Source organism: Halomonas sp. hl-4 (assembly GCF_900215475.1).
In the GTDB taxonomy this organism is placed as follows: Bacteria; Pseudomonadota; Gammaproteobacteria; order Pseudomonadales; family Halomonadaceae; genus Vreelandella.
The window spans coordinates 2,026,441-2,052,137 of record NZ_LT907845.1; the positions used below are offsets into that span (position 1 = coordinate 2,026,441).

Below are 25,697 nucleotides of genomic sequence, written 5' to 3' on the forward strand. Positions count from 1 at the left end.
TTAGCTCTTGGGCAACGTTACGTTTAGCTCCAGCACCGAACAGTTATCTTCGCTATCCAGTGAGATTTGGATGGCATCGTCATCCACGTGAACGTAGCGACGAATCACTTCCAGCAACTCTCGCTCAAGCATCGGCATATAATCGGGCTGACCTCGCTGGCTACGTTGGTGCGCCACGATAATTTGCAGGCGTTCTTTGGCCACCGAGGCAGACTTCTTGCGCTCACGCTTCAAGAACTCCAGCAGTTTCATCGCCGACCTCCACCAAACATCCGGCTCAACAGACCTTTACGTTGATATTCATGAAAGCGCAGCGGCATGTCTTCACCGAGCAAACGCGATACGGTATCACTATAGGCTTGGCCTGCGTCGCTTGAAATATCGTGGGTAACCGGCACGCCTTGGTTCGATGCGCGTAGCACCGCTTCCGATTCAGGAATTAGGCCAAGTAGGTTAATCGCCAATATTTCCCGGATATCATCCAGAGTCAGCATGTCCCCCGATGTAACGCGATCGGGGTTATAACGCGTTACCAGCAGATGCTCTTTAATTGGGTCGTTACCTTCCTCGGCGCGTCGCGTTTTGGACGCCAGCAGGCCGAGAATACGGTCAGAATCGCGCACAGACGATACTTCAGGGTTCGTTACCACGATCGCTTCATCAGCAAAATACATGGCTAGCTGTGCGCCACGCTCAATACCTGCAGGCGAATCGCAAAGGATAAAATCGAAGTCTTCTTTCAGTTTATCAAGCACCTCGGCAACGCCTTCCTGGGTCAAGGCGTCTTTGTCGCGGGTTTGCGAGGCCGGCAAAATAAACAGATTCTCAACGCGCTTGTCGCGGATCAGCGCTTGATTAAGCCCTGCTTCACCCTGAATTACGTTGACGAGGTCATAAACAACGCGTCGCTCACACCCCATAATCAGGTCAAGGTTACGCAAGCCGACGTCAAAATCGATCACCACCGTTTTCTTTCCGCGCAGCGCTAAGCCTGTCGAAATAGCGGCGGCACTCGTGGTTTTACCGACCCCCCCTTTACCCGAGGTCACTACAATAATTTTGGCCAAGAGTCACTTCCTTCTTGAAGTCGTTCTTCGTATGCGCCGTTGGCGCACTACGTATAACGGGAACGTCTATGTCATCAATAAGCCACACGGTATCGCCGCGTGGCTGGCATTATCAACGGTTTGCGCCACTGTCACTAGATAAGCGGCTTAATTTCTAACTGTTCTTGAGTAAAGTGCACCTCGGCGGGGGCGCCCAACAGCTGAGAATCAATATCTTCCAGACGCTTGTAATTACCCGCCACCGACAGTAGTTCAGCGGCTAGCTCACGGCAATAAATACCCGCTTGCGTATTGCCATGAATACCCGCTAATGCCCGCCCGCGCAATGCGCCATAAACATGAATACTGCCCGCCGCCAGCACTTCGGCACCCGCGTTCACGGCACCTACCACCACGAGGTCACCGCCGGAAGCGCTGACTTGCTGCCCAGAACGCACCGTTCCGCGATACAGCCGTGTGGTTTCCAGCCCGGTATTTTCAAGCGCCTGAGCCGCCTCTACTGCAGCGTTTTCGTTGACCACTGCGACGGGCGCTGTGTTCTGACTATCACTGCTGACACTCTTAAGCATTTGCGCACGACTTTCATCGACCGGCGCAAACCAGCCAAGCCCGAGCGCCCACGCTGACTGTCGAACGGGCTCAGAACCGCCTCTCACCGCCACGGGAAGCAGCTTGTGATCCCGGCAAACGGCGCAGATACGTTCCAACGAAAGGTGCGGCTCATCGAGTTTTTCCACGCTAAGCACAACCGGTGTATGCTGAAAGAACGCGGGCGATTGAGACAACTTGCTCGCCAGTTGACGCCGGATATGCTCTGGGTCAGCGCTGCTTAACTCCATGATGGTCATCGGCAGCATGCCGCCTTTAAAGGTAAAGGCCACGTCGGCACTATCCACATTGAGGCTCATGGCCGAACTCCATGTCATGTTCAGGTAAGATATAAGGTAGCGCATTTACGCGCTTTTTGGGCGGTGAGAATTGACCCTCGCCATTCCCACGTCATAAGGCAACGCTAAGCGACAGCGCCGACAACTGCAACCTTCTAACGGTCGACGTCTGATTTTTTTCACGCAAAGCGCCTCACAGCAGGATGATCCATGCACGGACTGTTAAGACGCCTGTTCGCACCTCGCTGGCAACACCCTAACGCCGAGGTACGTCGCCAGGCCCTCCATCGCCTTGATCCCGACCATGCGGAGCAGCGTAAAGCGCTCGCCTCGCTTGCCCAGGACAGAGATAGCACCATTAAGCTGGCGGCACTGCTCGCCCTTGATGATATCGAAGGACTTGTGGAAGCTTACCCAGCCCATCAAGACGACCCGGCTTGGCAAGAGGCATTGTGCCAACGGCTCAGTGGTCAACAGGGGCAAACAGGGCTTGGCCAACGCGAGGCGCTAATTGAGCGTATTGAAGACGCCACGTTACTCAATGCCCTCGTGCTTAAGGGCGACAACCTCAACTTGCGTCTTACCGCGCTCGCCAAGCTGACGGAGGAATGCGATCTAATCGAGCATGCCTGCCACAATGGCGTCGCCGCCGTTCGTCACCAAGCGGCAGATCGCGTGGTCAGCGAAGAAGGTTTAAAACAGCTATTAAAACAGGCACGTCGTGACCGCCAAGTAGTGCGCTTGGCCCGGGACCGACTGCAAGCGCTGCGCGCCGACGCCCAATGGGAAGACGACCAACAACAGCAGCGCGAAACGCTTTTACAGCAGCTTGAACGACATGCCCAAGCTACCTGGGAGCCCCTCTACGGAGGACGATTGCGCCATTTTCAGCGTGAGTGGGAGCGTCTCAGCCAATCACCCACCCCTGACCAAGAGGCACGTTACCACCAAGCGGTGCTTGCCTGCCGTAAAACGCTGCATGATCACGAAACCCACGAGCAGACGCGCCAGCAGCACGATCAACAGCGCGAAGCTACCGATCAAACTCGCGAGCAGCTATTGGAAGGCCTTGAAGAAACGCTAGAAGGCCTTCGCCTGGGCAATGCGCTCACGGCACAAGATATCGACAGTCTTCGCGCTCAGCGCCAACTGCTTGGCCAACGCTGGCAGCACCTTTCCGACGCACACCCACCAAGCGATTCGACCCGTCAACGCTACTCTCAGGCGCTCAAAGATTACGAAGCCTGCATTGACGCTTGGCAACGCTGGCAGAGCGTCAGCGCTAATGTAGAACAGGCGCTGGCTGACGCTGACCACTCTGCTCTGGAGGGGCTACTCGACCAGTGCCGCTGGCCTGATAACCTGACCATGCCAACGCTTGCCCGCCAAGCACAAGCGGCGCTCAATGCCACTCCCGACACAGCCCATCAGGAGACGGCTACCCAGCAACTCAGCGCTTACCAAGCCGACCTAGACAGCTTTGAACACTTACTTGAGCGCGGCGCTTTTAAAAGTGCCAGCCGCCTTCACCAACGGCTTAAACCGCGCATCGATGCACTCAAAGGAACTGACGCAAAACCGCTTAAAGCAAGACTCAAACATCTCGGCGCGAGGCTGGCCGAGCTACGCGATTGGCGCGGTTTTGTCGCAGGGCCGAAGCGTGAACAGCTATGCGCCGCCATCGAGGCACTGGCCGACGACCAACACATGGCAGATGCCGCGCTGGATCGCCACCACCGTCAGTTAGTCAAGGAATGGAAGTCCCTGGGTGACGCGGCCGCTAATCGAGAGCAGTCAGCGCGTTTTCGTGCGGCCTCGGACCGCATCCATGAGCGCCTCATACCCTGGCGCGATCAGCTAACCGAAGAGCGCGCAGCCAACCTGCGTGCCCGCGAAACCCTCTGCGAGCAGCTCGAAACGCTTTTAGCGCAGCCATCACAAGACGCCGACCCGGATGTGCTGCGCGAGATTCGCGACAAGGCGCGTCAACAATGGCAGCACCATTCTCCCGTGCCCCGCGAACAAGCGGAGGCTATTGGCCGGCGCTTTGGGCGCATTCGCCATCAGCTGCAAACCTTGATCGACGCCCGCGCCGAGCATATCGCCGAACAGAAAAAAGCGCTGATTGCCAACGTCCGAGCCCTGCATCAGAACGACCGGCCAATCGCCGATCGCATCGAGCAAGCCAAGAAACTACAGCAGCAATGGCGGCAATTAGGGCGCGCTCCGAAAGGGGAAGAACAGTCGCTTTGGAAGGCCTTCCGTCACGAATGTGACCAGCTGTTTGCCCTGCGCGATGCACATAAACACGAACAGCTCGCCCAACAGCAGCGACAGCTCGACACCCTGCAAACGCTGATCGACGAAATGGATAGCTGGCAACCTCAAGACGCCAGCGACCAAGCCAAACTGGACAGCTTCATTGACCAGGCAACGCGCTTGGAGCCTCTGCCGCGCAGCCGCCGAAGCGAAGGTATGCAGCGACGCTTGAGCGGTATTATTCGCGCGCGTCGTGAACGCTTAAATCGTCTTGAAGTGGCCGACTCGGTGGCTGCCTGGCAGCAGCTTATGCCACTCATCGAGGCTCACTTGCGCGCCGATGAACGCAAGCTAGCCGGAGAGCAAGCAGAAACGGTGGACGCCGAAGCAGTGCTTGGCGAGATAACGCTAAAAGCACCTTTTGCCAGTGCCCACCATCTGCGCAACCAACGACGTCAGGAAGCTTTAACCGAGGCTCATGAAACCACTATTAAGGATCAGTTAGCACGGCTTCGCGTGCACCTGTCTTTATTGGCCATGGGCCGCGTACATCAACATGACGAACCGCTGCGGTTAGCCATTCAGGTAGAGCGCCTCAACGACGGCCTCCAACAGGAGCGCAGCCGCGCGCAAGAAGTAACCGACGTGCTCGCGGGACTAATCGCGCTTGGCCCCATGCCTAAGTCGATATGGTCTCATGAAATCAATGAATTGGATGAGTTACTCACGCGACTCGCCAGCGTGCCGCTGCCATAATAAACGGCAAAAGCCAGCGAGACACCTCGCTGGCTTTATCGTTATGGCGCAAAGCATTACGGGATTTAGCCCATAAACTGGCCGCCGTTGATATCAATATTGGCCCCGGTGATAAACCCAGACTCCTTATCGGCTAAAAACGCCACCAGTCGGCCAATTTCCTCTGGGGTACCATAGCGTTTAACAGGGATCGTTTCTCGAATTGCTTCGCGAACTTTTTCAGGAATATTCATAATCATGTCGGTGGCAATGTAGCCGGGCGACACGGTATTCACCGTAATGCCTTTGGTCGCGGTCTCCTGAGCAAGCGACATGGTTAAGCCATGCATACCTGCTTTCGCCGCGGCGTAATTCACTTGACCGAACTGCCCTTTACGGCCATTGATCGAGGAAATATTGATAATCCGTCCATAGCCATGCTCGAGCATCATCTCGATCACGCTACGACACGTATTGAAGACACTATTCAGGTTGGTATCGATTACCTCATGCCATTGCTCATATGACATTTTTTTCATGGTGCCGTCACGGGTGATCCCCGCACAGTTCACCAACACACTAATAGGACCGTGCTGCTCTTGGATTTGCTGGGCACCTTGCAGGCAGGCTTGATGGTCGGCGAGGTCTACACCCGACAGCGCAATATTTTGATAGCCATCGGCTTGCTGTGATGCCAGCCAGGTTTTGGCCTTCTCGGGGTTGTGATAACCCGCTACGACCAGATAACCCGCATCCGCCAGCGAACGACAAATCGCCGTGCCGATACCACCAGTTCCACCAGTTACCCAGGCGACGGGGGCTTGATTGGCCATTGACTACCTCCCTGATATGACGAATGGCTTGGGCGTTGCAGAGTTGGCACCGCAAGCCATTGTGAAAAGCGCCTTAGCGCTCAAGTACCAACGGCAAATCGCAATACGGGTGCGCGACTTACCGAGAGTCAGCATTGTTCTTGTTGCACTAACCTCAGCATAGCGTTAGTCAGCCCATGTTGCAGCACTCAAGTCGCTAACGGCTATAGGGCAAACGTTTTAAAACGTCTATTGACGGAACGTAAAAAAAGCGTAGAATACGCCACACGTTGATGCGGGGTGGAGCAGTCTGGTAGCTCGTCGGGCTCATAACCCGAAGGTCATCGGTTCAAATCCGGTCCCCGCTACCAATATTTTAAAAGGCAGATCAGTTACTTACTGGTCTGCCTTTTTTTATGCTTGCCTGCTAACTTCCTGTGGCACATCCGTGACGTATATGTGACACGTTGGCTTCTATCTTTTTCATCAGGAAATTTTTCGTGCAACCATCAGCCAGCTGATCATACGCACACTTTGTTATTTTCTATTTTCTTTGACCGTCATCAAATTCAAGCAAATCTCCCACCTCGCAATTGAATAATTTGCATAGTTTATCCAGCGCATCCAACTCAACGCGCTGGGCTGTTTCTTTTAGAGCAGCGTGATGATGTTGCGGTTAAGGCCTGTTTCACGCGCCCTGAATTCATAGAAAAATAAGTGCAGCACTTTGGACGGCCACTTAACGGAATGCCGATTTAGATCAGCGCTTGGCATCGTATTTTTGGAGGCATTTGAAGATAGAGGCCGGGCTCAATTGAGTTGAATTCTCATAATTTCAACAAGGCACTCGTTGAGCTTGTACTCTTCCACTCTCACCCAGCCTATTCTTGCATAGTAGGCCCCTTTGTCTTCCGTTATTAAGTAGAGCGCATCGTGGCCCTGCTGTCGAAGCGCTTCTTTGGCATGCTCGATTAGCGCCTTGCCAATTGCCTTTCCGCGCTGATCATGCGCTACATAAACCCTTGATATCCAGGGGGAGTACTGTGGCCGATCAGGAATATCATGTTGTACTAGGCAGATACCACCGACTAAGTTGTCGCCATCCAGCGCGATAAAAGTGGAGGGTAGGCTAGTTGTTGAACAGTGTTTTTCCAGTCTTTCTTGCCGAGTTGTCTCATTAATAGACTTATTCAAGTGTGCCCACTCAGCCTGATGCCATGCGGCAAGCTTGGGAATGTATTGTGGTTCTAAATGTTGAATCTTGATGCGCATATACTATTTATAGCCTCTGCTAACCGGCCTAAGGGTGCCAATATGTTGCGATCCAAATAATTTTTAATGATGTCAGCACGGCATAGTCACATTCTTCGTGATCCTTTTCCAAGCCGGTGATGATTCTATCAGATAGGTTAACACCTTCTATGTTGACGGCAGCCCCCCTCCTGTCACCTTACAATGCCATTCCTAGCTTGCAAAGGGCTTCTAAAATGATCGAATGGTAACTACAACCAATTAAAGTAGCATCAACAGTCATCTGGCGCTTTAAGTTAAGCAGGACAAAACGCATTGATCCAATTGCGGTAACAAAATTATCACTAACCGAACCCAGCTCAACGCCATAGTAGGAAAGAACATCATCAAAACTATATATCTACTTCTAATAAAGGCGTCAAGTATGCATCAAAACCGGCATCTGAAAACTTAATTTTCATTATTTAATTTTAACTATATAAAGGGAAAACAAAAAGACTCATTGTAAAGTTACTCAGGATGGCGATTTATAAGCAAGAGTGTAACCATCAGCCAACAGTGTTTTGGCGCTATCACGCAGAAATGCTAACACCTTAGACTGCTGCCACTCAGCGCGATAAACCATACCAAATCCGAATGAGATGCTCGGTGTAAAGGGCAATATCTTGACCCGGTCTTGGCAGTTCAATTGATCTTCGGCCGTGATCGGGTTGATCACAGCGATACCCACTTTGTTCGCTACAAGAGAAGTTATTGTCCCCATATTTGCTTCAGTCTTGCCAGCGATTCTCACTTCATGAGACGTAACCAGTTCCAACAGTGGATTGGTGCTGATACTTGGCTGATTGCTGATCACTAAATGCTGGCCCCACAATTCCTTGACATCCACGACATGGTGCTCAGAAAGCATGTGCGTTTCATGTACCAAACAAACTGCCTCGGTGGTAAGTAACGTCTCATTAAAAAGCTGGGGTGATGTGGCAGGCAAGGTAATAAAGCCAATATCGGCGTGGCTGGACTCTACTGCGGCCTGTACATCGTGGCTGGACATCATATCTAGGCTGACGCTGAAGTGGGTATTTTCCGCCAGCAGCATCGCTACCAATCGTGGCACAAAGCCAAAACTCAACCCAGGAATGGCTGCAATACGCAACCGCGAGGTGCCAAACTCCCTCAATGCCAGCACGCTGTGACGCAGCTCTTCGATATTGCCCATCAGGCGCAGGATTTCATCGTACAGTTCACGGGCTTCTGGCGTGGCTATCAGGCGGTTCTTTTCCCGCAAAAATAGCTGGATTCCAAGATTTTCTTCCAACTGGCCAAGCGAGCGGCTAACGCCTGACTGAGTAATACCTAATAACCGTGCAGTACCAGAGGCGCTACCTACTTCAAACAGTGTTTTGAAAGTCATCAATGCTTTCAAAGAGTTTATTGTAACTTCAGGCATGATTTTTACTCATCGAATCTTAAAAAATGATCATATATTGAAATATATAATCAAGACTACCTAGACTGCACAACAACGTAATTTTCACGCTGGTGCCAAAGTCAGTTGGCCTTAAGGCTGTCAGCAACTCAGCACTACAGCGATCACAACGAAACGGATTACTTGATGACCAATTCTCCGCTGTTTTATCAGACAGGCCCTGCCCTGCCGGAAGTCAGCCACGCTGATGGCGTCATACTCTGGGATACCCAGGGCAAGGATTATCTGGATGGCTGCTCCGGAGCCATCTCTTGCAACCTCGGCCATGGCCGCCAGGATATTCGTGACGCCATGCTCGCTCAGATGGACAAGGTTGCCTTCACTTATCGCACCCAGTTCGAAAGCGCCCCCGCGGTTGCGCTTGGCCATCGACTGGTCGAGCTATTTGACGCTGAGCTAGGCAAGGTATTTTTCGTTTCCAGTGGTTCCGAAGCGGTGGAATCTGCACTCAAGCTGGCGCGGCAATACTTTTTCGCCTTGGGACAGCCCCAGCGCCAGCAGTTTGTGTCACTGCGTCCTTCTTATCACGGCAGCACTATGGGGGCGCTGGGCATGACCGGTTATCAGCCGTTGGAAGCGCCTTTCACCAGCATGACCCATGCATCCATCAAGGTGCCGGGACCGGATTTCTATCGTCATCAGGAGTGTGATGATGACACCCACGTTGACCGCATCCTGACAGAGACCCGCGCCGCCATGGAAGCCGTTGGCCCTGAATCACTGATAGGTTTTGTCATCGAGCCAATCGGCGGTGCCAGCACCGGTGCACGGCTGTTAGGCCAACGCTACCTGCAAGGCATTCGTGCCTTATGCGATGAATTCGGCTGCCTGCTGATTGCCGATGAAGTACTCACCGGCGTGGGCCGGACCGGCACTTGGTTTGCCTGCCAGCATTACGATGTGGTGCCGGACATCCTGGTCACCGCCAAGGGATTGGGAGCGGGCTACTACCCAATTGGCGCGATGCTCGCCCGCAGCGCTATCGTCCAAACAGTCATGGCCAGCGGCGGCTTCCAACACGGCCACACCTATGCAGGCAACCCTTTGGCCTGCGCTACCGGTCTGGCCGTGCTTGAGGCCATTGTGCGCGAAGATTTACTGGAAAATACCCGCCAGCGCGGCGCGCAGCTAGAAGCTGGGCTGCGCAGGCTTGCCGAGCGCTACGACTGGGTCGGCCAAGTGCGCGGTGCTGGTTTGTTATGGGGCGTCGAACTGGTTGCTGATGGCGCTTCCCGCCAGCCTTTCCCTGCCGAGCAAAACCGCTTTGCCCAAATCACCGCATTGGCCAAACAGGAAGGTCTTCTGATCTACCCCCGCCGTACCCTGGATGGTATTGCCGGTGACCATTTCTTGGTCTGCCCGCCGCTGACTATTCAGGCCGAGGAAATTGACACCCTTCTGGAACGCTTAGCGCGTGCCATGGCGCGTTTTGATCAAGCGCTTACCGCCCCTGATTTGCATCCACAATCTTCCAGGGAGCGTTGAACATCATGACGCTTCTAAACCACAAAGTCTGTGATATTGACGCGGCTATCGCCGAGATTCCTGATGGCGCAACCATCATGGTCGGCGGCTTTGGCTCGCCAGGCACGCCCTTTGCGTTGCTCAACACCCTGCTAGCCAGCGGACAACGCAACCTGACCCTGATTAAGAACGATGCCAATGAACCCAGTATCGGTATCGGCAAGCTGATTGAGGCAGGCCGTGTAAAACGCTTGATCACTTCTCACTTAGGCCTAAACCGAACAGCCATTGAAGCCATGAATGCTGGCGAGCTGGAGGTCATTTTTCATCCTCAGGGGCTGTTGGCTGAAAAAATCCGCTGCGCAGGCGTTGGCCATGGCGGCTTTCTTACCGATATCGGCATCGGTACGGAAATTGCCGAAGGCCGCCGGGAAATCAGTATGCAAGGTTGCACCTGGGCCATTGAGCCTTCCTTACAGGCTGACGTTGCCCTGATTCACGCTGAGCGAGCTGACCGCTACGGCAACCTGATCTATCGCGCCACGGCCAGTAACTTTAATCCCTTGATGGCCATGGCTGCCGAGCGGGTCATTGCCCAAACCTACCGCATCGATGAACCCGGCGACCTGCCTATCGACAACATTCATACGCCCTGTGCCTTTGTCAGTCATGTGGTGCAGGTCGACCGTGCGTCCAACCAGCAAGGAGTACGCCCCCATGCTCTCTGATCAGCAGCGCATGTTGACCCGCGCCGCCCGTGAAGTCATCGACGGTCAGATCGTCAACCTGGGGATCGGGCTGCCAACACGGCTGTTCCACTACCTGCCTGATGACATGAATGTCCTGGTGCATTCCGAAAACGGCGTGCTGGGCTGCCGCCCCCGCCACGAAGGTGAAGCGCTGGATATCGACATGATTGACTCCGGCGGCGCGTATATCACCACCCGCGCGGGGGCTAGCGTGTTCGATAGCGCCACGTCCTTTGCGATGATCCGCCGCAGTCGTGTGGACGTTACCTTCATGGGCGCCTTTGAGGTGGATCAGGAAGGCAATCTGGCCAACTGGAAGATCCCTGGCAAATTCTCGCCAGGCATTGGCGGTGCCATGGAGCTGGCCCAGAAAGTAGCCCGGCTGGTGGTGCTGTGTTCCCACAACGACAAGCACGGCAACCCCAAGATTCTCACCCGCTGCCAGTTACCCCTGACCTCCAGTCGCTGTATTTCCCGCATTATCACCGAGAAAGCCGTGATGGATGTGACTCCGGAAGGACTTGAGGTAGTAGAAATCGCCGAAGGGCTGAGCGTTGAAGCGCTGCGCGAAGCTACCGACGCCCCCCTGCTGATTAATGAATCACGTTTAGGGGGATTCTGATGCTCGACGCCACCGAACAACGCATCATTGCCTGCTGCAATGCCTTGATGGACGACACCCTGGAAATGACCAGCGATCTGGTGCAGGGCTATAGCGTACTCGGCCATGAGCAGGGGGCGCTGGACACCATGGAGTGCCACCTTGAACGCCTGGGCCTGCCAATGACCCGTGTGCCATTGGATGCCCCAGGCTTTGAGGAACACCCCCATCGTGCCCCCACCGAATGGCCCAGCACTGGCCGTTACAATGTCATTTCAGACCTTAACCCTGGCGCGCCAGGACCACATTTAGTGTTCAACGGCCATCTTGATGTGGTGCCTGCCGAGCCCATCGATATGTGGACCCGCCCCCCCTGGGAGCCGTGGCAAAAAGATGGCTGGCTGTATGGCCGTGGCGCGGGTGATATGAAGGCGGGGATTGCCGCCATGGTGATGGCGGTTGAAGCCGTGCGTCAGGCGGGTGTAGAGATCAACTTCCCACTCACCCTGCAAACCGTAATTGAAGAAGAGTGCACTGGCAACGGCGCGCTGGCCTGCCTGCATCAAGGTTTTAGCGGCGATTTCGTACTGATACCGGAACCCTTCGGCGCTCAGATCTACGCTGGGCAAGTGGGTGTACTTTGGTTTCGGATGCGCCTAAATGGTGTGCCCGCCCATGTGCTCGACCCAAGCGCCGGGCGCAATGCGATTGAATCCCTGCAGGACTATCTACCAGCTCTGAAAGCGCTGGAAGCCGAAATGAATGATTTACCCCGGCCTGCGCTTTACGTTGACCATCCTCACCCTTTCAACCTTAGCGTTGGCCGAGTTGATGCGGGCAACTGGGCCTCCAGTGTGCCTGCCCACGCCATTCTGGAAGGGCGTGTTGGCTTCCCGCCCGGCATGTCACCGGAGGATGCCATGCAGCGGGTCTGCGACACCCTGATGACCTGCCACGCCGAGCTTGACGACGCGACACCTCCACCCAAGGTCAGCTTCCATGGCTTTCGTTCCGAAGGGCATGTGGTCGATCTCGACACCCCAGGCATCCGCCTTCTCTCGGAGTGCCACGAAGCACTACTCGGCGAACCACCTGCCCACTATCTGTCCACCTGCACCACTGACCTGAGGGCCTTCCACGTTTCCGGCAAGATCAACGGCACCTGCTACGGCCCGATTGCTCAGCGCATTCACGGCGTAGACGAGTGCGTCAACATTGACTCGATCCGCCACGTGCTAACCACCTATGCCCTGTTCATCCATCGTTGGGCGCTCATGGCAGACAACCAGGAGACTCACTCATGAGAGACGTGTATCTCGCCGACTATGCCCGTAGCGCCTTCAGCCGCGCGCACCCCCGCAAACCCGAGGTCGATGCCTGGGCAGATACCCGCAGCGATGCACTACTGGCCAGCGTGTTCGATGGCTTATTAGCACGTAGCGGCGTTGACGGCACGGCGGTGGAAGATGTGAGCATTGGCTGCGCCCTGCCAGTAAAAGAGCAGTGGAGCTTTGGTGGGCGTTACCCACTGTGGCTTGCCACACGCTTAGGCCCCCAGGGCGAAGCATGTGCTACCCGCCAAATCGACCAGCAGTGTGGCTCAGGACTTGCTGCGCTGCGCAACACCGCGCGGGAAATTCAGGCCGGTGCTGTCGAGGTTGGCATGGCTGCCGGCGTGGAAAACATGACCCGTGTGCCCATGGGACCGGCGCTGTTCAAGGAGGGTGTGCTGACCAGCCCATCGGCCCTGCAGAAAGCCGACTGGCTCGCCCTGGATGTGGTGCTCAACATGGGGCTGACCGCCGAACGCCTGGCCAAGGCTGCCGGTATTTCGCGCGAGGTAATGGACGCCCTCGCCCTCAGTTCCCACCAGCGTGCCGCCAAGGCCAACGCAGCAGGTCACTTTGACGCTGAGCGTTTGACCCTGAACAACGCGGCGGGCGAACCGGTAAGCGCGGACAGCAACATCCGCGCGGATACCAGCGCTGAGCGCCTGGCAGGGCTGGACCCGGTATTTATGCAAGGCGGAGTCGTGACCGCAGGCAACAGCTCGCCACTGACCTCTGGTGCCGCCGCCACGCTACTGATGTCTGAATCTGCCCTGCGCCAGCACGGCATTAGCCCCTTGACACGCGTTGTGGCCATCGCCGACTGCGGTGTCAAGCCGGAGGAGATGGGTGCCGGTGCCGCCGCCGCCATTCGGCGAGCACTGAAACAGGCGCAGCTGACACCGCAGGATATCGGCGTGTGGGAAATCAACGAAGCTTTCGCCGCTGTGCCGCTACATACCATGAGGGAGCTTTCGATTGACCCTGAAAACGTCAATATCTGGGGTGGCGCCATGGCGCTAGGGCACCCTTTAGGCGCAACCGGCATCCGCCTCGCTGGCACCCTTGGTCGACTTCTTCAATCCTGCCAGCAGCGCTACGGCTGCGCGGCAGCCTGTATTGGCGGTGGCCAGGGAGTCGCCATCATTCTGGAACGCTGTTAACCGCCAAATCTGCATACAAATACATTGCTAGCACCAAGCATCTAGAAACTGCCTCATTTTGTGGTAGTTAACGCGAACTCCATACAGGGAGAACAACAATGTCAACGACAACAAAAGATTCCAGCAAGCGACCCTCTTTTTTGGGAGCTATTATTGGAATCGGCTTTTTATGTTTCATGATGTTTGCGCAGATTTTTATCCTCGGTGAAGACTGGGTGACACATATCTCACTAATCTTTGCCATCGTGGTCTGTGCCATCATTGCTCTGGCCTCCGGCTTCGAATGGCAAGACATCCAGAAGGGCATTCTATATGGCTGCGAGATAGCCATGCTGCCAATGCTGATCCTAATGATGGTTGGTGTACTTGTGGCCAGTTGGATTGCTTCCGGTACAATCCCCCTATTGGTCTATTTCGGCTTACAGCTGATCAACCCCTCCTTTTTTCTATTTACTGCAGTGATTGTATGTTCAGTGGCATCGCTGGTTACAGGTAGTTCATGGACTACCGCAGCCACATTCGGCGTTGCATTTATTGGCATCGGAAACGGGCTGGATATTCCACCAGCTATGACTGCAGGCGCGGTAATTTCAGGCGCCATTTTTGGTGATAAGATTTCACCAGTATCAGACTCCACCAATCTCGCAGCTGGTGTGGCAGAAGCTGACTTGTTCGACCACATCCGCTCAATGATTTATACCACCGGCCCAGCGCTGATCATTACAATCATCCTATTCTTCTTCATCGGGATGCAGTTTGATGGTGAAGGATCTGATATTTCCCGAACAGAAGAACTACTTGAAGGTATCCGCAATAACTTTTCTGTCAGCCTGTTAGCCTTTCTCCCTCCGTTGGTAGTGATTGTTTTGGCCTATCGACGCGTCAATGCACTTGCCGTTATGGTTATCGGTAGCCTGCTGGGGGCAGGACTCGCAGTAACTACTCAGGATGTTGCACTAGGCAGCATGATGAACTACATGAACGATGGTTATGTATCAGAAACCGGTATTGAAACGTTAGACAGCCTATTCAGTCGTGGTGGCCTGCAGGAAATGATGTGGACAATTTCACTCGGCTTCATCGGCTTGAGCCTTGGTGGTCTTCTTGAGAAAACTAGTATGCTTGAGGTGATATTGGAGAAAATGGGCAAACTGGTGAGCAATTCGCGTGGGCTGATTGTTACCCACGTCCTATCATCATTGGCAACCAACCTGTTCTCAGCCAGCCAATATATTGCCATCATCATACCCGGGCGGATGTTCGTACCAGCCTATCGCAAGCTAAAAATCCTTCCATCGGTATGTTCGCGAACCTGTGAGGACTCAGCTACCGTTACTTCGCCACTGGTACCCTGGGGGTTAGGAGGCGCGTACTACATGGGTGTATTAGACGTTTCTGCGTGGGATTACATGGGCTGGACGTTCATAGCCATCATAACGCCTATTATTGCTATCTTATACGGCCTATTCAATATTTGGGTCTGGCGCGAAGGGGAACGTAACGATGTTAATACCTACAATTAGAGAAGGTCTGAATAACTGCCGATCTTCGTGAACATCCGCCTGATTCAACAAAAAGACCGCAAGTTCAGGCACCCTTCTCCCGTCATTTGTGTGTTTTGCCCGTTTCCCAACCATTGGGCGGAAAACGGGCACACCAGCCCTAAGCCGGTAGGCATTTTTCACCAACCTGCAAGTTGCTGAGCGCTGCCAACAAGTGCAGAAGGTGGGATTTTTGGCCTGGCCGCGTTAACGGACTTTGCTGTAGCCAAGACTTGTTTGATGTACAGAAATAGGTACTCCACCTTGGCATGGATACCGGCTTTGATTTTTTTCGACTCTACTGCCTGAAACCAATGAAGTAGTATCAACATTTTCGCCCTCCGACAAAGCAGAGAGCTTCGCTCCGAAGACGTGCTAACAAGGAAAGGGGACAAAATGTCCATCGAGATCACACTTTGGGTTGTGTTTGCGGCTGCAATGATTACGGCTATTGCTACCGGATTAGGGGCGTTACCGTTTCTTTTTGTAAAGAATTTCCGTCCTTTTTGGCTAAGTATATTCAATGCATTGGCCGCAGGGTTAATGCTAGCCGCAAGCCATAGCTTGGTTGGTGAGGGAAGCCGAGAAGCCCCCTGGCTGACGTTGCTAGGTATGGCTTTAGGCTTACTGCTGGTCGTCGTGTCAGATAAATTGATTGAACGACGCGGTACGCCTAATGTAAGCGAATTAAGTGGCGCTAGCGCGCGCAAGGCACTACTCATCTTAGGTATAATGACAATTCACTCTTTTGCTGAAGGAGTGGGCGTCGGTGTCTCTTTTGGCGGTGATGAGTCACTTGGCCTATTTATTAGCGCAGCAATTGCCATCCATAACATTCCTGAGGGACTGGCCATCAGTTTGGTATTGATTCCCCGCGGCATGTCGGTTTTAAAAGCCGCAGGGTGGAGTATTTTCACTAGCTTGCCACAGCCATTGATGGCAGTTCCTGCATTCATATTCGTAACTTGGTTCGCGCCTTTTTTGCCGATCGGCCTTGGACTGGCTGCAGGGGCCATGATGTGGATGGTGTTTGCCGAACTGATACCCGATGCTTTTAAAGATGCTTCGCCTAATGCCGCGGCGACCACGGTAGCATTAGCGTTTTTTGCTATGTATGCATTTCAGCACGGCATATATTGAAATAAATTTATATAAGGGGCGGATGCAGGCTCTGAGTGCAACACCGTCAATGTGTCGATGACGGAACCTCATGGTACTTCGCCAGCTCCTCGCTCATCACCTCAATAGGGCACTTGAAGTCGAAGCGCTTTCGCGGGCGCATGTTCAGCTCAAGCGCGATCTCATCCAGTTCTTGCTGGCTATAGATCGATAGATCCGTTCCCTTGGGCAAGTACTGTCGTATGAGCCCATTGATATTTTCGTTGGCGCCCCTCTGCCATGGGCTGTGTGGGTCACAGAAGTAGATAGCGACACCAGTATTCTGGGTGACCTTGGCGTGCTGCGTCATCTCACGTCCTTGGTCATACGTCATGCTCTTCCGTGCGGCCAACGGCATGCGATTCAGCGCTGCGCTGAAGCCTTCTACAGCAGAGGTAGCAGTCGCATCGTTCATCTTCGCTAGGATCAGGTAACCGCTTTTGAGTTCGACAAGGGTGCCGACAGCCGATGCATTGTTCTTGCCCTTGATCAGGTCGCCTTCCCAGTGGCCAGGAAATTCACGTTTTTCCACCTCTGGAGGGCGGAGATGGATGCTGACCATGTCCGGGATCTGGTTGCGCCGGTCGACCTGGCCACGGCGCGGCTTACGGGTTGGCTTGCCTTGCCGCAAACAATGGATCAGCTCCTTTCTCAGTTCACCGACGGGCAACGCGTAGATGGCACTGTAGATCGTTTCTCGGCAGACGTAGGCGTCTCGAAGGTCAGGGATATTCATATGCTTGAGCTTGCCGCTGATCTGTTCGGGAGACAAGCGCCGACGCAGCATGTGCTGAATCAGGGCGAACCGAGGGCTGCCAGGAAGCAGTTTGCGCCTTGGTCGACAACCGTCTCGACGGTGATCACGGCATTGTTGCGCATGTGGCGCACGATAGCTGCCATCGGACGATCTATTGCGCCGTATTTCTCGGCTAATCGTTGCCGGGGAGCGCTCGAGCAGGGCCGCTACCTTCCTGATGCTCAAGCCTTGCGCGAAGCTGACATGGATCGTGGCACGTTCTTCAGTGCAGAGTTCAGAATATGACATGGATACAACACCCTACCGGTTTGGTCAGGTGTTGCACTCAGAATTTGCGGCCAAGAGGTTTTGTTGACGGTACTGCCAAATCAATTGCCCAAAAAAGCATCCATCACTTAAGAGATGGACGCAATTCATTTAATACTTAGTAGTATAACTAACACCAGCTACGCACGTTTACATGTATTGATACCGAGCAGCTTGTAAGCCGGACAAAAATTGAACAGCCCTGTTGCCAGCGGCACTAAGCCAATCCAGCCCCAAACGCCAATAGTGCCAAAAAGAGCTAATAGCATGAGCACCACACCTATCAATATGCGTAAAATCTTATCAATACCGCCTACATTGCTTTTCATATTTATCTCCTCAGAATTACCATTAATGTTCAGAAGCTATGAACGGGGATGCTTGGGTCACTCATCTTTTGTCCAATCTTTTCCGGCGTCGCAACACCTACACCTTCAAGAAGGTTGCTTTCGTCATATTCGCTGTTAGGCAGATAAATGGCACAAACATCGACGTCTGCACCATTTTCTATCAGCATTTTTAGAATACCTTCTGGCTTCACTTGGCCTGCCGGATTACTTGGCGGTGTGGCAATAGCATCCGCACTTTCGTATCCTTCTACCGCTAGATGACCCGCGGCATCGCAGAGCAACATATCCAGATCAGTACCCTGCTCCAGCATGGCGTTCGCCAGGATCATCACCATGCCTTGAGTCTGGAGAGAGTCGCTAGTGAGAATCACTAATGCCTCGTCTTTCTGTTGGTCACCTGAGGGGTTATCAGCTATTGCGTGACCCGATAAACTGATAAGCATCATCATAATTGTTAGTCTGATGGTTGCCTTGAAGTTCATATATATACCTCATTGGGTCAATTAGCGTCCGATGATCATTTACTTAAGAACCGATTAAGCAGCAGAACATCAATTCTCAGGTTTCCACACAACATCAGGGTTAATTTTATAGCTCCATGGTAGGCCTGAATTACGCCATCCATCCTTGGCTCTTACGCCCCGAGAGTCACCATCTTCCAGCTTTGAACCCTCAAAACCATCGGTGACAGAATAGACTTCGCTGTATCCCATATCGGTAATTACATCGACAGCAGGAGCACTTCGTGTGGCCCCCGAGCGGCACATAACGATAATTGGATCATTCTGGTCTACATCCAAAGCTTCAATTTCAGCCTTAACTTGCGACTTGAACCCGGTATTCTTTTTAGAAGGCCATGTTTCTGATGCATCATCAAATTGCTCCCGATCAGCTAGTACCCAGGGCACATGTATATCAGTGGGCTCAGCGAAGCCAGTAAACTTAATTTCTATGGGGTCACGCACGTCGATCAGCACAGCACTGTCATCTTCCTGTATTAATTCATAAGCTTCTTCGGCTGAAAGATACAATCCCAGCTTCGTCTCACGATAAGCCTCTGCTTCTTCTGCATACGCGAGACTGGTGCTTAGAGACATCGAGATTCCTAAGCCGATCAAGAGCAAAACTTTCGATTTTTTCATAACTTTTTCCTCTAACGAAATAGCCATAAAATCTATTCTAGTCCTCTTACTGAGCTGGCACACGAGACAAGACGTCGCAGCTTGACCCAAGTCAAACAATGTCAGGCTTTAACAAACAGAAGTCGTGATCTACAGATTATGATCAGCAATCAACTACTTTTGAGGTGTAAAAAACCGCGCCGATAGAGGGCGCGGTTAGATACCAACTACGTTCAAGCCATCACTGACCATGAGGTGCATTCTTATCCACAGCCGATCTTATGAAGTGGTGGCGAAATCTGCTGATAAGATGGTTTCGTCAATCGATGGTTATGCTGTGTGTAAATAGCCGTGTGGCGGTTGGGACCAGGGGGGGCACACTTGAGAAGGTTCATTCATACAGATATTAATGGAGCTATTTTCGTGAACTCAATCAAAGCCCCGTGTATTGAAGCCGCTTGGCAGAAACATCACCGCGAGTTACGTTTATTTCTAATTAAACACTGCAGCGACCAAGATATGGCCGACGATGTGCTTCAGCATGCTTACACCCAAGCACTGTTGAATCGGTCAACATTTTGCCAACTCGCCTCGCCGAAGGCATGGCTCTTTAAAGTAGTGAAACATCAATTAATCGACCGCCAGCGCCGCGATGGGCGCCTAGTATACGGCGAAGTTCCCGAATCAAGTGCGCCCGACGGCGCCAGCATCCCACCAATAGACAGTCTTGCCGGTTGCATCGCCCGCGCTCTGCCCCACTGCAACGCCGAGGATCACGACATTCTGTGGCAGTGCGATATTGAGGGCCTCAGGCAGGAGGACTATGCCAGACACAAAGGCCTGAGCCTGTCGGCTACCAAGGCGAGGCTTCGCCGTGCACGGCAGCGCCTGCGTAAGCGGCTGATTGCGCAATGCGGCATCGTCTTCGATGAGCAGGGACACCTCTGTTGTCATCGTGCTCAAGACGAATAGGAAAAAATTTATAGCCAGACTGCATCCTTTTGCCTGCTGCTGCGTCTTCTTGTGTGAAAACTCCTATTAAACAGAGAGACGCTGATTATGCTTGAGGTCTTTACTTGGTTGGCCGACTGGCTCATCTACGGCCTTGCCGGTCTGAATCCTGCGAGCAAACTAGGCGCCTCGCTGCACTTCTTTGTCGAGGACACTACCAAGATTTTCGCGTTGCTCGTGGTGATGATCTATATCATCGCGCTGGCACGTGCCTCGCTGGATCTCGAACGGGTGCGGCACTACATTCAGCAGAAGAACCGATTCGCGGGTTATGGACTTGGTGCCGGTTTCGGTGCCATAACGCCCTTCTGCTCCTGCTCCAGCATTCCGCTGTTTCTAGGGTTTACCAGCGCTGGGATCCCCCTGGGCATCACCATGGCTTTCCTATTCACCTCGCCGATCATCAACGAGGTGGCGGTCATCATGCTTTGGAGTCTACTGGGTTGGGAATTCACCCTGGTCTATGTCGTTATTGGCATGGCGGTGGGCATCGGTGGTGGCATGATCTTGGATACGTTAAAGGGAGAACGGTGGCTCAAGGACTTTGCTGCAAAAGCCTACCAGCAGGCAGCAGAGACTCCCCACAAAGATGACTCGCCCCCTGATGCGAAAACGCTGACGATTAAAGACCGTCACGTCTTTGCGCGCGACGAACTCAAAGAGATCGTCGGCCGGATCTGGAAGTGGGTAATTATTGGCGTCGGCCTAGGGGCTGCCCTGCATGGTTTCGTGCCGGACAGCTGGTTCGCCGACAACCTGGGTAGCGGTCAGTGGTGGAACGTTCCCGTAGCCGTGTTGGCGGGCCTGCCGCTTTACTCTAATGCCACCGCCGTGATTCCGGTAATGGAGAGCCTGATCCTCAAGGGACTGCCAGTCGGCACCACCCTGGCGTTCTGCATGAGCACTGTGGCCGCCAGCTTTCCCGAGTTCATTATGCTCAAGCAGGTCATGCAGTGGCGACTGCTGGGCATCATTTTTGTCATCCTTCTGGCCAATTTCATGGTTGTAGGCTGGCTAATCAATCTGCTTAGCCCCTGGCTGTTCAGCGGAACACTGATCTAAGAGGAGCATCGAAAATGAAGAAGATTGAAGTTCTGGGTACTGGCTGCAAGAAATGTGTCAACACTGCCGAACAGATTCAGAGCGTCGCTGACCATCTAGGTATTGAGGTCACGGTTGAAAAAGTCACCGATCCGGGGACCATCATGAGCTATAAAGTCATGTCGACGCCAGGCGTGGCTATCGACGGCAAGCTCGTGCACAGTGGTAGCGTTCCAAATCACGACAAGATCGAGACCCTGTTAAAGAATTAATTCAAGCATATCAATACCCCGGTAATAACGCTTTATCGGGGTAGTTTAGGCCTTGTCTGAAAAGTCGGCGAGCGAAGGCCAGACAAGGCAAAAATCGGCGAAAAGACGGAGTTTACGTAGTGTAAATGAGTACTTTGAGCTGATTTTTAACGCCGTATGGTCGAGCGCAGCCAGTTTTCAGACAGAGCCTAACTCCGGGCAGTAAACGCCAGGCAACCTTAGGGATGCCGCTATCCGCGGAGCTTGTGAAGCCGATTCTGACTGCGGGTCATATTTCATTCGATGACGGCGGCCGCAGTGCCAGTGTGCGTCTCAGCGCCAAGTAATGTCTGTGCCATGGCATGACCATTATCGATACAGTCTCCTACACTGATGCCATCACGCCAGTTCCCTATCAAATGAAGATCTGCGCACGTCTGCGCAATTTGATCGATTTTGGCTATCCGCGCTAAATGCCCAATGTCGTACTGCGGAATCGCTTGCGACCACCGCGCGACTTTCGTAAAGACCGGCTGTGCGTCGATATCGAGCAGCTGGCTGATGTCTGAGCTGACAGTGTTCACTAACTGTTCATCTGACTGGTCGCTAACCGCCGGGTTTCTGCGACCACCTATAAAACAAGTAAAAAGCACGTGTCCTTTGGGCGCGCGTTGCGGAAAAAGAGTGGAAGAGAACAAGACACCCAGAGTTTGCTTTTTTTCTTTGCTGGGAATAAGCATGCCGAAGCCATCCAGCGGGTGTTTAACAGCCCGTTCGGGATACCCCAGTACGACAGCGGCAAGTGGTGGGTAGACAATGCTTTCCAACTCTGACTGAAGCTCAGCGTTTACGTTGCTCAGGAGCGACCCACTGACGCTTGCGGGTGTTGTCAGTATTAGCTTATGACCAGCAAAAGCCTGCCCCTTCTGATCGACGGCATGCCATGTGTGATTCTTGCGATTGACCTTTTCCACTCGGCTTCCGGTCACGAGACGAACGTTGGGCAGCCGCTCCAGCTCATGTCTGATGCCATTGGTCAAGGTAGACAGCCCTCCTGGGAAGCTAACAAGCTTGCCACGCCACTCCTCAGGGAAACCAACCTCATGATCTTTAGCGCGCTTTTTTTTGCTATTACGCATTTGAGCTATTCCGCCACGCAGCAATGATCCGTGTGCTTGCTCAAGGTAATAAAGGCGAGGGAAAGCAGCTTTCGCTGACAGGCGCTCTGGCGCACCTGCATAGACGCCAGAGACAAACGGGTCTACAAAGTGACTGAGAATATTTTGCCCAAGGCGTCTTCGCACGAAGGCGGCAAGTGTTTCTTCATGCGACGCTGGTTTTCGGAAAGGTTCCGTAAGCAAGTGGCGCCAGCCTTCAAATCCTATAAGCGGACTTTTTAACGCAGACTTAAGGCCATCAGGCAGCGCAATGAGTTTTCCGTCCTTGACGACGTAACGCTTCCGACTGGCTTCTGGCGGAAAGATGGCTTTTTCCGTTAGGTTCAGTGAATTTATCAGCTTATATAACGAGGGCTTTGCCATCAGCGTATTAGGGCCGAGTTCCATGTGCCATGCCTGCTCAGTCACTGACCGTATATTCCCCCCCAATTGTTCGTCAGCCTCAACCAGAGTCACGGATTTATTGTGGCGACCGAGCTCAAGAGCTAGCGAGAGCCCGGTTATACCTCCCCCAATAATCAGAAACGATTGTTCTCCGTCCTGTGTGACACCTTGCATAAAAACCCTTAAGCAATATCAAAATTTCGAACGTTTAAGGCTTAATCCTGAATACAGATCGCCTGTGCCCTTACGGCTTGGGCCGTCTTGATAACCAGAATGCCGATCAGACCCGTCAATAGTCCCAGAAGACCCACGCTCAGGCCCTTGAAGAACGGCAGCTGCAACTGTTCATACATCAAAAAGCTAGCAATGGTAATCGCCGCCATGGGGAACGAATACGCCCACCAAGACAGGAAAAATTCCAGCTTTAGAAACCGTCTTGTCTGTGTCAGTAACATCAGCGTCATGAACAGAGCGAAGTAATAGAGAATGCGACCCAAGGGATTGATTTCTCCCACCAGTTGAAACCATGAGATGAACCCAACAGCCGGCGGTGCAATCAGGATGAACAACGTAGGCAAAAGCTTCGACGGCAAGGGCTGGTGAAAGAACATTCGGTAGAAAATGATGGTCAGCAGTACCACCCAGAAAACCAACCCGATGCTGAAGAAAAACCAGGAGATTTCCATAGAAGCATGCTGCGCACCTGCAATGGGTACAAGAATGTTGCCTACGATAGGGATAAACCAGGCCGGATTGATGTGAGCAATTTCAAAGTGAGTCTGGTGCAACCAAGCAGAGAGAACATAAAGCGTGAAGCCGAGGTGAAGGACCACGCCGACACTCCACAACGTAAAGGACACGGCGTTGCTGTATGGTAAAAGCGCAATGCTCAATAAAATAAGACCAATGGATATAGTGGGAAAAAAGTTAACTTTTACCGGATGAGCAAATTCGGCTTTAACCTGACCGGGATATTTCAACGCCTTGGTTAGATAGAGCACCAACAAAACAACAAATGTGACTCCCGTCAGGCCAAGTAATATCGGACTGAATTTTACAGAAAGACCCAGCAAGTCCTCCGCCCGGTGCCAAGCAATGGTGAACCCAGTCATTCCCATCACAGTGGCAAACCAGGAAATGGGGAAGTTCTGCAGTCGTGAAGGACGCACCTTGGTCATCAATTCATCTCCTCTGGTCACATAGCCCGGGCTTGCTCATAGACATGTTTGGGTGTTTGAGGGTGGGAATACCCTGCTTTGGTCTACTGAAACAACGCGCTGATAAACCAGGTCGGTTTAGATAAAGCGTTCGGTAGTTGAAACATGCCCTTAATCGCCTGGACCACACTCCATGCAACGTTCAGTAATGGCAGGCCCCTGTCGAAGATTTGCTTGTAAATCGTGTAATCCTGACCTTAATCCCTCTTCAAGTACCGGATGGTAAAAGGGCATTGCAAGCATCTGGCTGACGGTTAACTTCTGTTCCAGTGACCAGGCGAGTAAGTGGGCCATGTGCTCAACCTGCGGACCGAAGAGCTCAGCTCCCAGGAACTGCCCGCTGCCGTGCTCTGCATAGAGCTCGAAATAACCCATATTTTCACCCATAACCAGTGCCCGCCCTTGATCAGCAAAGGAAACGTTGCCTTCAGCGATGCAGCCACAGCCGCCATAGCGCTTGTCTAGCGTATCGCGACTCTCACCAACGATCGCCATCTGGGGTTCGGTAAACACAATCGCAAGGGGAGCGTTGCGCTGTCCCACTTGCACATCATCCAGAAAAGCGGCGTTTCGGCCTGCGATTTTTCCTTCTGTAATGGCCTCGTGTAGAAGAGGTGCCGACTGATTTGCATCACCAGCGATAAATATATGGCTCGGGGCGCTCTGTACATCTAGGCATTGCAGAGTGAAACGATTGAATTCTGGCACGCCGTGCTCATTCAGCTTGAGCCCGGCCTGCCTGATATCTAACTGATCCAGGTTTGGCCGACGCCCGGTTGCGGCAAGGACATAATCGAATGTTTCGGCGAGTTTTTGCCGACTTTCACGTTCATAAAACGTAATGGCAACGTTGCTTTCCCTGCGTTCAATGCTGTCAAGTGAGGCATCAGCATCCAGATACAGCTCGCGATTAAATGTCTCGTCTGCCAGCTGGCGCAATTTTTCAGATTGAAAAGGCCCAATGACACCGCCAACGCCAAACGTGCGGGTTCTAACCCCTAACCGACTAAGCGCTTGACCGAGTTCCATGCCAATGACACCGGGACCCACAATAGCGACCGATTCAGGCAGCGTATTCCAATTAAACACATCATCATTGGTGATTAGCCGATCGCCAGCGCCTTCCAATAGCTTCGGCCATGTGGGCCGCGACCCCGTGGCAATGATGATGGCTTCTGCCGTAAGCTTGGTATGGTCACCAATCATCAGCGTATGTGGATCAATAAAACGTGCGTGACCATGCAATTGGTGAGACGCCGGAATCGTTTTCATTGATTTCAGTACATTACCTACGAAATGATCGCGCTCGTGTTTGACTCTTGCCATCACCGCTTGGCCATTGACTCCTACCTCGTTAACAGTGATCCCAAACATGTCAGCTTTACGTGCGGCATGTGCCGCATTGGCGGCGGCAATGAGTAGCTTTGAGGGCATACATCCCACGCGGGCGCAGGTCGTGCCATAGTTGCCGGCTTCTATCAGCACGACATCGTCGGTATGCTTGCGCGCGGCGTGCCAAGCGCTAAGCCCGGCACTCCCAGCTCCGATAATGGCTATCTTGACGTCTCGCTGCTGCATAC

The 25,697-nt window shown here is 53.1% G+C and carries 25 protein-coding genes and 1 tRNA gene; 12 read left to right on the forward strand and 14 right to left on the reverse strand.

What is annotated here, in order from left to right; genetic code table 11:
* The 3 genes from minE to minC form a co-directional block, all read right to left on the reverse strand.
* Positions 1 to 252, reverse strand: coding sequence for a cell division topological specificity factor MinE (gene minE, locus CPH17_RS09645; protein WP_027337743.1), 252 nt, complete (start codon positions 250 to 252; stop codon positions 1 to 3).
* Positions 249 to 1,067 (reverse strand): septum site-determining protein MinD, encoded by an 819-nt coding sequence (gene minD / locus CPH17_RS09650; protein WP_074397539.1) that lies wholly within the window; start codon positions 1,065 to 1,067, stop codon positions 249 to 251. The genes minE and minD overlap by 4 nt, the downstream gene beginning before the upstream one ends.
* Positions 1,068 to 1,201: 134 nt before the next feature.
* Positions 1,202 to 1,975: a septum site-determining protein MinC gene (gene minC, locus CPH17_RS09655; RefSeq protein ID WP_074397540.1), complete on the reverse strand. Its 774-nt coding sequence runs from the start codon at positions 1,973 to 1,975 to the stop codon at positions 1,202 to 1,204.
* Positions 1,976 to 2,164: 189 nt separating this feature from the next.
* Between minC and CPH17_RS09660 the strand changes: the two genes are divergently transcribed.
* On the forward strand, positions 2,165 to 4,969 hold the full coding sequence (locus CPH17_RS09660; protein ID WP_074397541.1) for a DUF349 domain-containing protein: 2,805 nt from the start codon (positions 2,165 to 2,167) through the stop codon (positions 4,967 to 4,969).
* 65 nt (positions 4,970 to 5,034) lie between these two features.
* Here the strand turns inward: CPH17_RS09660 and phbB are convergent, their stop codons facing one another.
* On the reverse strand, positions 5,035 to 5,781 hold the full coding sequence (gene phbB, locus CPH17_RS09665) for an acetoacetyl-CoA reductase (protein ID WP_074397542.1): 747 nt from the start codon (positions 5,779 to 5,781) through the stop codon (positions 5,035 to 5,037).
* A 273-nt stretch (positions 5,782 to 6,054) separates the two neighbouring features.
* On the opposite strand from phbB, the gene CPH17_RS09670 reads away from it, so the two are divergent.
* Positions 6,055 to 6,131: transfer RNA gene (locus tag CPH17_RS09670), tRNA-Met, on the forward strand.
* Positions 6,132 to 6,304: 173 nt separating this feature from the next.
* On the opposite strand, the gene CPH17_RS20515 is transcribed toward CPH17_RS09670, so the two are convergent.
* The 3 genes from CPH17_RS20515 to CPH17_RS09685 form a co-directional block, all read right to left on the reverse strand.
* Positions 6,305 to 6,388 carry a helix-turn-helix domain-containing protein gene (locus CPH17_RS20515; RefSeq protein WP_441316771.1) on the reverse strand — a complete coding sequence of 28 codons (84 nt, stop codon included), beginning with the start codon at positions 6,386 to 6,388 and terminating at the stop codon, positions 6,305 to 6,307.
* Between the two features lie 182 nt (positions 6,389 to 6,570).
* Positions 6,571 to 7,032 carry a GNAT family N-acetyltransferase gene (locus CPH17_RS09680; RefSeq protein ID WP_074397543.1) on the reverse strand — a complete coding sequence of 154 codons (462 nt, stop codon included), beginning with the start codon at positions 7,030 to 7,032 and terminating at the stop codon, positions 6,571 to 6,573.
* A 493-nt stretch (positions 7,033 to 7,525) separates the two neighbouring features.
* A complete protein-coding gene (locus CPH17_RS09685; RefSeq protein ID WP_074397544.1) occupies positions 7,526 to 8,458 on the reverse strand; it encodes a LysR family transcriptional regulator in 933 nt (310 codons plus the stop codon).
* A 165-nt stretch (positions 8,459 to 8,623) separates the two neighbouring features.
* Between CPH17_RS09685 and CPH17_RS09690 the strand changes: the two genes are divergently transcribed.
* From CPH17_RS09690 to CPH17_RS09725, 7 genes are all read left to right on the forward strand, one after another.
* Complete coding sequence (locus tag CPH17_RS09690; RefSeq protein WP_074397545.1) at positions 8,624 to 9,982, forward strand: aminotransferase family protein; 1,359 nt, start codon at positions 8,624 to 8,626, stop codon at positions 9,980 to 9,982.
* Between the two features lie 5 nt (positions 9,983 to 9,987).
* A complete protein-coding gene (locus tag CPH17_RS09695) occupies positions 9,988 to 10,689 on the forward strand; it encodes a CoA transferase subunit A (RefSeq protein WP_074397546.1) in 702 nt (233 codons plus the stop codon).
* Positions 10,679 to 11,332 (forward strand): 3-oxoacid CoA-transferase subunit B, encoded by a 654-nt coding sequence (locus CPH17_RS09700; protein ID WP_074397547.1) that lies wholly within the window; start codon positions 10,679 to 10,681, stop codon positions 11,330 to 11,332. Before CPH17_RS09695 ends, CPH17_RS09700 begins: the two co-directional genes overlap by 11 nt.
* Complete coding sequence (locus CPH17_RS09705) at positions 11,332 to 12,615, forward strand: ArgE/DapE family deacylase (RefSeq protein WP_074397548.1); 1,284 nt, start codon at positions 11,332 to 11,334, stop codon at positions 12,613 to 12,615. The genes CPH17_RS09700 and CPH17_RS09705 overlap by 1 nt, the downstream gene beginning before the upstream one ends.
* Positions 12,612 to 13,802, forward strand: coding sequence for an acetyl-CoA C-acyltransferase (locus CPH17_RS09710; protein WP_074397549.1), 1,191 nt, complete (start codon positions 12,612 to 12,614; stop codon positions 13,800 to 13,802). Before CPH17_RS09705 ends, CPH17_RS09710 begins: the two co-directional genes overlap by 4 nt.
* 98 nt (positions 13,803 to 13,900) lie before the next feature.
* On the forward strand, positions 13,901 to 15,325 hold the full coding sequence (nhaC, locus tag CPH17_RS09715) for a Na+/H+ antiporter NhaC (RefSeq protein WP_074397550.1): 1,425 nt from the start codon (positions 13,901 to 13,903) through the stop codon (positions 15,323 to 15,325).
* A 414-nt stretch (positions 15,326 to 15,739) separates the two neighbouring features.
* Positions 15,740 to 16,483, forward strand: a complete 744-nt coding sequence (locus tag CPH17_RS09725) for a ZIP family metal transporter (RefSeq protein ID WP_074397552.1) — start codon at positions 15,740 to 15,742, stop codon at positions 16,481 to 16,483.
* 46 nt (positions 16,484 to 16,529) lie between these two features.
* On the opposite strand, the gene CPH17_RS09730 is transcribed toward CPH17_RS09725, so the two are convergent.
* The 4 genes from CPH17_RS09730 to CPH17_RS09745 form a co-directional block, all read right to left on the reverse strand.
* Positions 16,530 to 17,546, reverse strand: a complete 1,017-nt coding sequence (locus tag CPH17_RS09730; RefSeq protein ID WP_027336024.1) for an IS30 family transposase — start codon at positions 17,544 to 17,546, stop codon at positions 16,530 to 16,532.
* Between the two features lie 158 nt (positions 17,547 to 17,704).
* Positions 17,705 to 17,893, reverse strand: coding sequence for a YgaP family membrane protein (locus CPH17_RS09735; protein WP_074397553.1), 189 nt, complete (start codon positions 17,891 to 17,893; stop codon positions 17,705 to 17,707).
* A gap of 29 nt (positions 17,894 to 17,922) precedes the next feature.
* Positions 17,923 to 18,396 (reverse strand): hypothetical protein, encoded by a 474-nt coding sequence (locus tag CPH17_RS09740; protein ID WP_231896469.1) that lies wholly within the window; start codon positions 18,394 to 18,396, stop codon positions 17,923 to 17,925.
* Between the two features lie 69 nt (positions 18,397 to 18,465).
* Complete coding sequence (locus tag CPH17_RS09745; RefSeq protein WP_074397554.1) at positions 18,466 to 19,056, reverse strand: rhodanese-like domain-containing protein; 591 nt, start codon at positions 19,054 to 19,056, stop codon at positions 18,466 to 18,468.
* 402 nt (positions 19,057 to 19,458) lie between these two features.
* Between CPH17_RS09745 and CPH17_RS09750 the strand changes: the two genes are divergently transcribed.
* The 3 genes from CPH17_RS09750 (at position 19,459) to CPH17_RS09760 (ending at position 21,359) form a co-directional block, all read left to right on the forward strand.
* Positions 19,459 to 20,007, forward strand: coding sequence for an RNA polymerase sigma factor (locus tag CPH17_RS09750; protein ID WP_074397555.1), 549 nt, complete (start codon positions 19,459 to 19,461; stop codon positions 20,005 to 20,007).
* A gap of 87 nt (positions 20,008 to 20,094) precedes the next feature.
* Complete coding sequence (locus CPH17_RS09755) at positions 20,095 to 21,108, forward strand: permease (RefSeq protein ID WP_074397556.1); 1,014 nt, start codon at positions 20,095 to 20,097, stop codon at positions 21,106 to 21,108.
* A 14-nt stretch (positions 21,109 to 21,122) separates the two neighbouring features.
* On the forward strand, positions 21,123 to 21,359 hold the full coding sequence (locus tag CPH17_RS09760) for a thioredoxin family protein (protein ID WP_027337095.1): 237 nt from the start codon (positions 21,123 to 21,125) through the stop codon (positions 21,357 to 21,359).
* 275 nt (positions 21,360 to 21,634) lie between these two features.
* On the opposite strand, the gene hemG is transcribed toward CPH17_RS09760, so the two are convergent.
* The 3 genes from hemG to CPH17_RS09775 all read right to left on the reverse strand — a co-directional run bounded on the left by hemG (position 21,635) and on the right by CPH17_RS09775 (position 25,695).
* The gene (gene hemG, locus CPH17_RS09765) at positions 21,635 to 23,074 is read right to left on the reverse strand and encodes a protoporphyrinogen oxidase (protein ID WP_096299311.1); all 1,440 of its coding nucleotides are present in this window, start codon (positions 23,072 to 23,074) and stop codon (positions 21,635 to 21,637) included.
* 41 nt (positions 23,075 to 23,115) lie between these two features.
* Positions 23,116 to 24,078 (reverse strand): SLAC1 anion channel family protein, encoded by a 963-nt coding sequence (locus tag CPH17_RS09770; RefSeq protein WP_074397558.1) that lies wholly within the window; start codon positions 24,076 to 24,078, stop codon positions 23,116 to 23,118.
* Between the two features lie 150 nt (positions 24,079 to 24,228).
* On the reverse strand, positions 24,229 to 25,695 hold the full coding sequence (locus tag CPH17_RS09775; protein WP_074397559.1) for a dihydrolipoyl dehydrogenase: 1,467 nt from the start codon (positions 25,693 to 25,695) through the stop codon (positions 24,229 to 24,231).
* Positions 25,696 to 25,697 lie beyond the last annotated feature (2 nt).

Coding starts and splice junctions, on each gene's coding strand:
- minE (WP_027337743.1), bottom strand. CDS start 252: ATGAAACTGCTGGAGTTCTTGAAGCGTGAGCGCAAGAAGTCTGCCTCG.
- minC (WP_074397540.1), bottom strand. CDS start 1,975: ATGAGCCTCAATGTGGATAGTGCCGACGTGGCCTTTACCTTTAAAGGC.
- CPH17_RS09660 (WP_074397541.1), top strand. CDS start 2,165: ATGCACGGACTGTTAAGACGCCTGTTCGCACCTCGCTGGCAACACCCT.
- phbB (WP_074397542.1), bottom strand. CDS start 5,781: ATGGCCAATCAAGCCCCCGTCGCCTGGGTAACTGGTGGAACTGGTGGT.
- CPH17_RS09680 (WP_074397543.1), bottom strand. CDS start 7,032: ATGCGCATCAAGATTCAACATTTAGAACCACAATACATTCCCAAGCTT.
- CPH17_RS09685 (WP_074397544.1), bottom strand. CDS start 8,458: ATGCCTGAAGTTACAATAAACTCTTTGAAAGCATTGATGACTTTCAAA.
- CPH17_RS09690 (WP_074397545.1), top strand. CDS start 8,624: ATGACCAATTCTCCGCTGTTTTATCAGACAGGCCCTGCCCTGCCGGAA.
- CPH17_RS09695 (WP_074397546.1), top strand. CDS start 9,988: ATGACGCTTCTAAACCACAAAGTCTGTGATATTGACGCGGCTATCGCC.
- CPH17_RS09700 (WP_074397547.1), top strand. CDS start 10,679: ATGCTCTCTGATCAGCAGCGCATGTTGACCCGCGCCGCCCGTGAAGTC.
- CPH17_RS09705 (WP_074397548.1), top strand. CDS start 11,332: ATGCTCGACGCCACCGAACAACGCATCATTGCCTGCTGCAATGCCTTG.
- CPH17_RS09710 (WP_074397549.1), top strand. CDS start 12,612: ATGAGAGACGTGTATCTCGCCGACTATGCCCGTAGCGCCTTCAGCCGC.
- nhaC (WP_074397550.1), top strand. CDS start 13,901: ATGTCAACGACAACAAAAGATTCCAGCAAGCGACCCTCTTTTTTGGGA.
- CPH17_RS09725 (WP_074397552.1), top strand. CDS start 15,740: ATGTCCATCGAGATCACACTTTGGGTTGTGTTTGCGGCTGCAATGATT.
- CPH17_RS09730 (WP_027336024.1), bottom strand. CDS start 17,546: ATGTCATATTCTGAACTCTGCACTGAAGAACGTGCCACGATCCATGTC.
- CPH17_RS09735 (WP_074397553.1), bottom strand. CDS start 17,893: ATGAAAAGCAATGTAGGCGGTATTGATAAGATTTTACGCATATTGATA.
- CPH17_RS09740 (WP_231896469.1), bottom strand. CDS start 18,396: ATGAACTTCAAGGCAACCATCAGACTAACAATTATGATGATGCTTATC.
- CPH17_RS09745 (WP_074397554.1), bottom strand. CDS start 19,056: ATGAAAAAATCGAAAGTTTTGCTCTTGATCGGCTTAGGAATCTCGATG.
- CPH17_RS09755 (WP_074397556.1), top strand. CDS start 20,095: ATGCTTGAGGTCTTTACTTGGTTGGCCGACTGGCTCATCTACGGCCTT.
- CPH17_RS09760 (WP_027337095.1), top strand. CDS start 21,123: ATGAAGAAGATTGAAGTTCTGGGTACTGGCTGCAAGAAATGTGTCAAC.
- hemG (WP_096299311.1), bottom strand. CDS start 23,074: ATGCAAGGTGTCACACAGGACGGAGAACAATCGTTTCTGATTATTGGG.
- CPH17_RS09770 (WP_074397558.1), bottom strand. CDS start 24,078: ATGACCAAGGTGCGTCCTTCACGACTGCAGAACTTCCCCATTTCCTGG.
- CPH17_RS09775 (WP_074397559.1), bottom strand. CDS start 25,695: ATGCAGCAGCGAGACGTCAAGATAGCCATTATCGGAGCTGGGAGTGCC.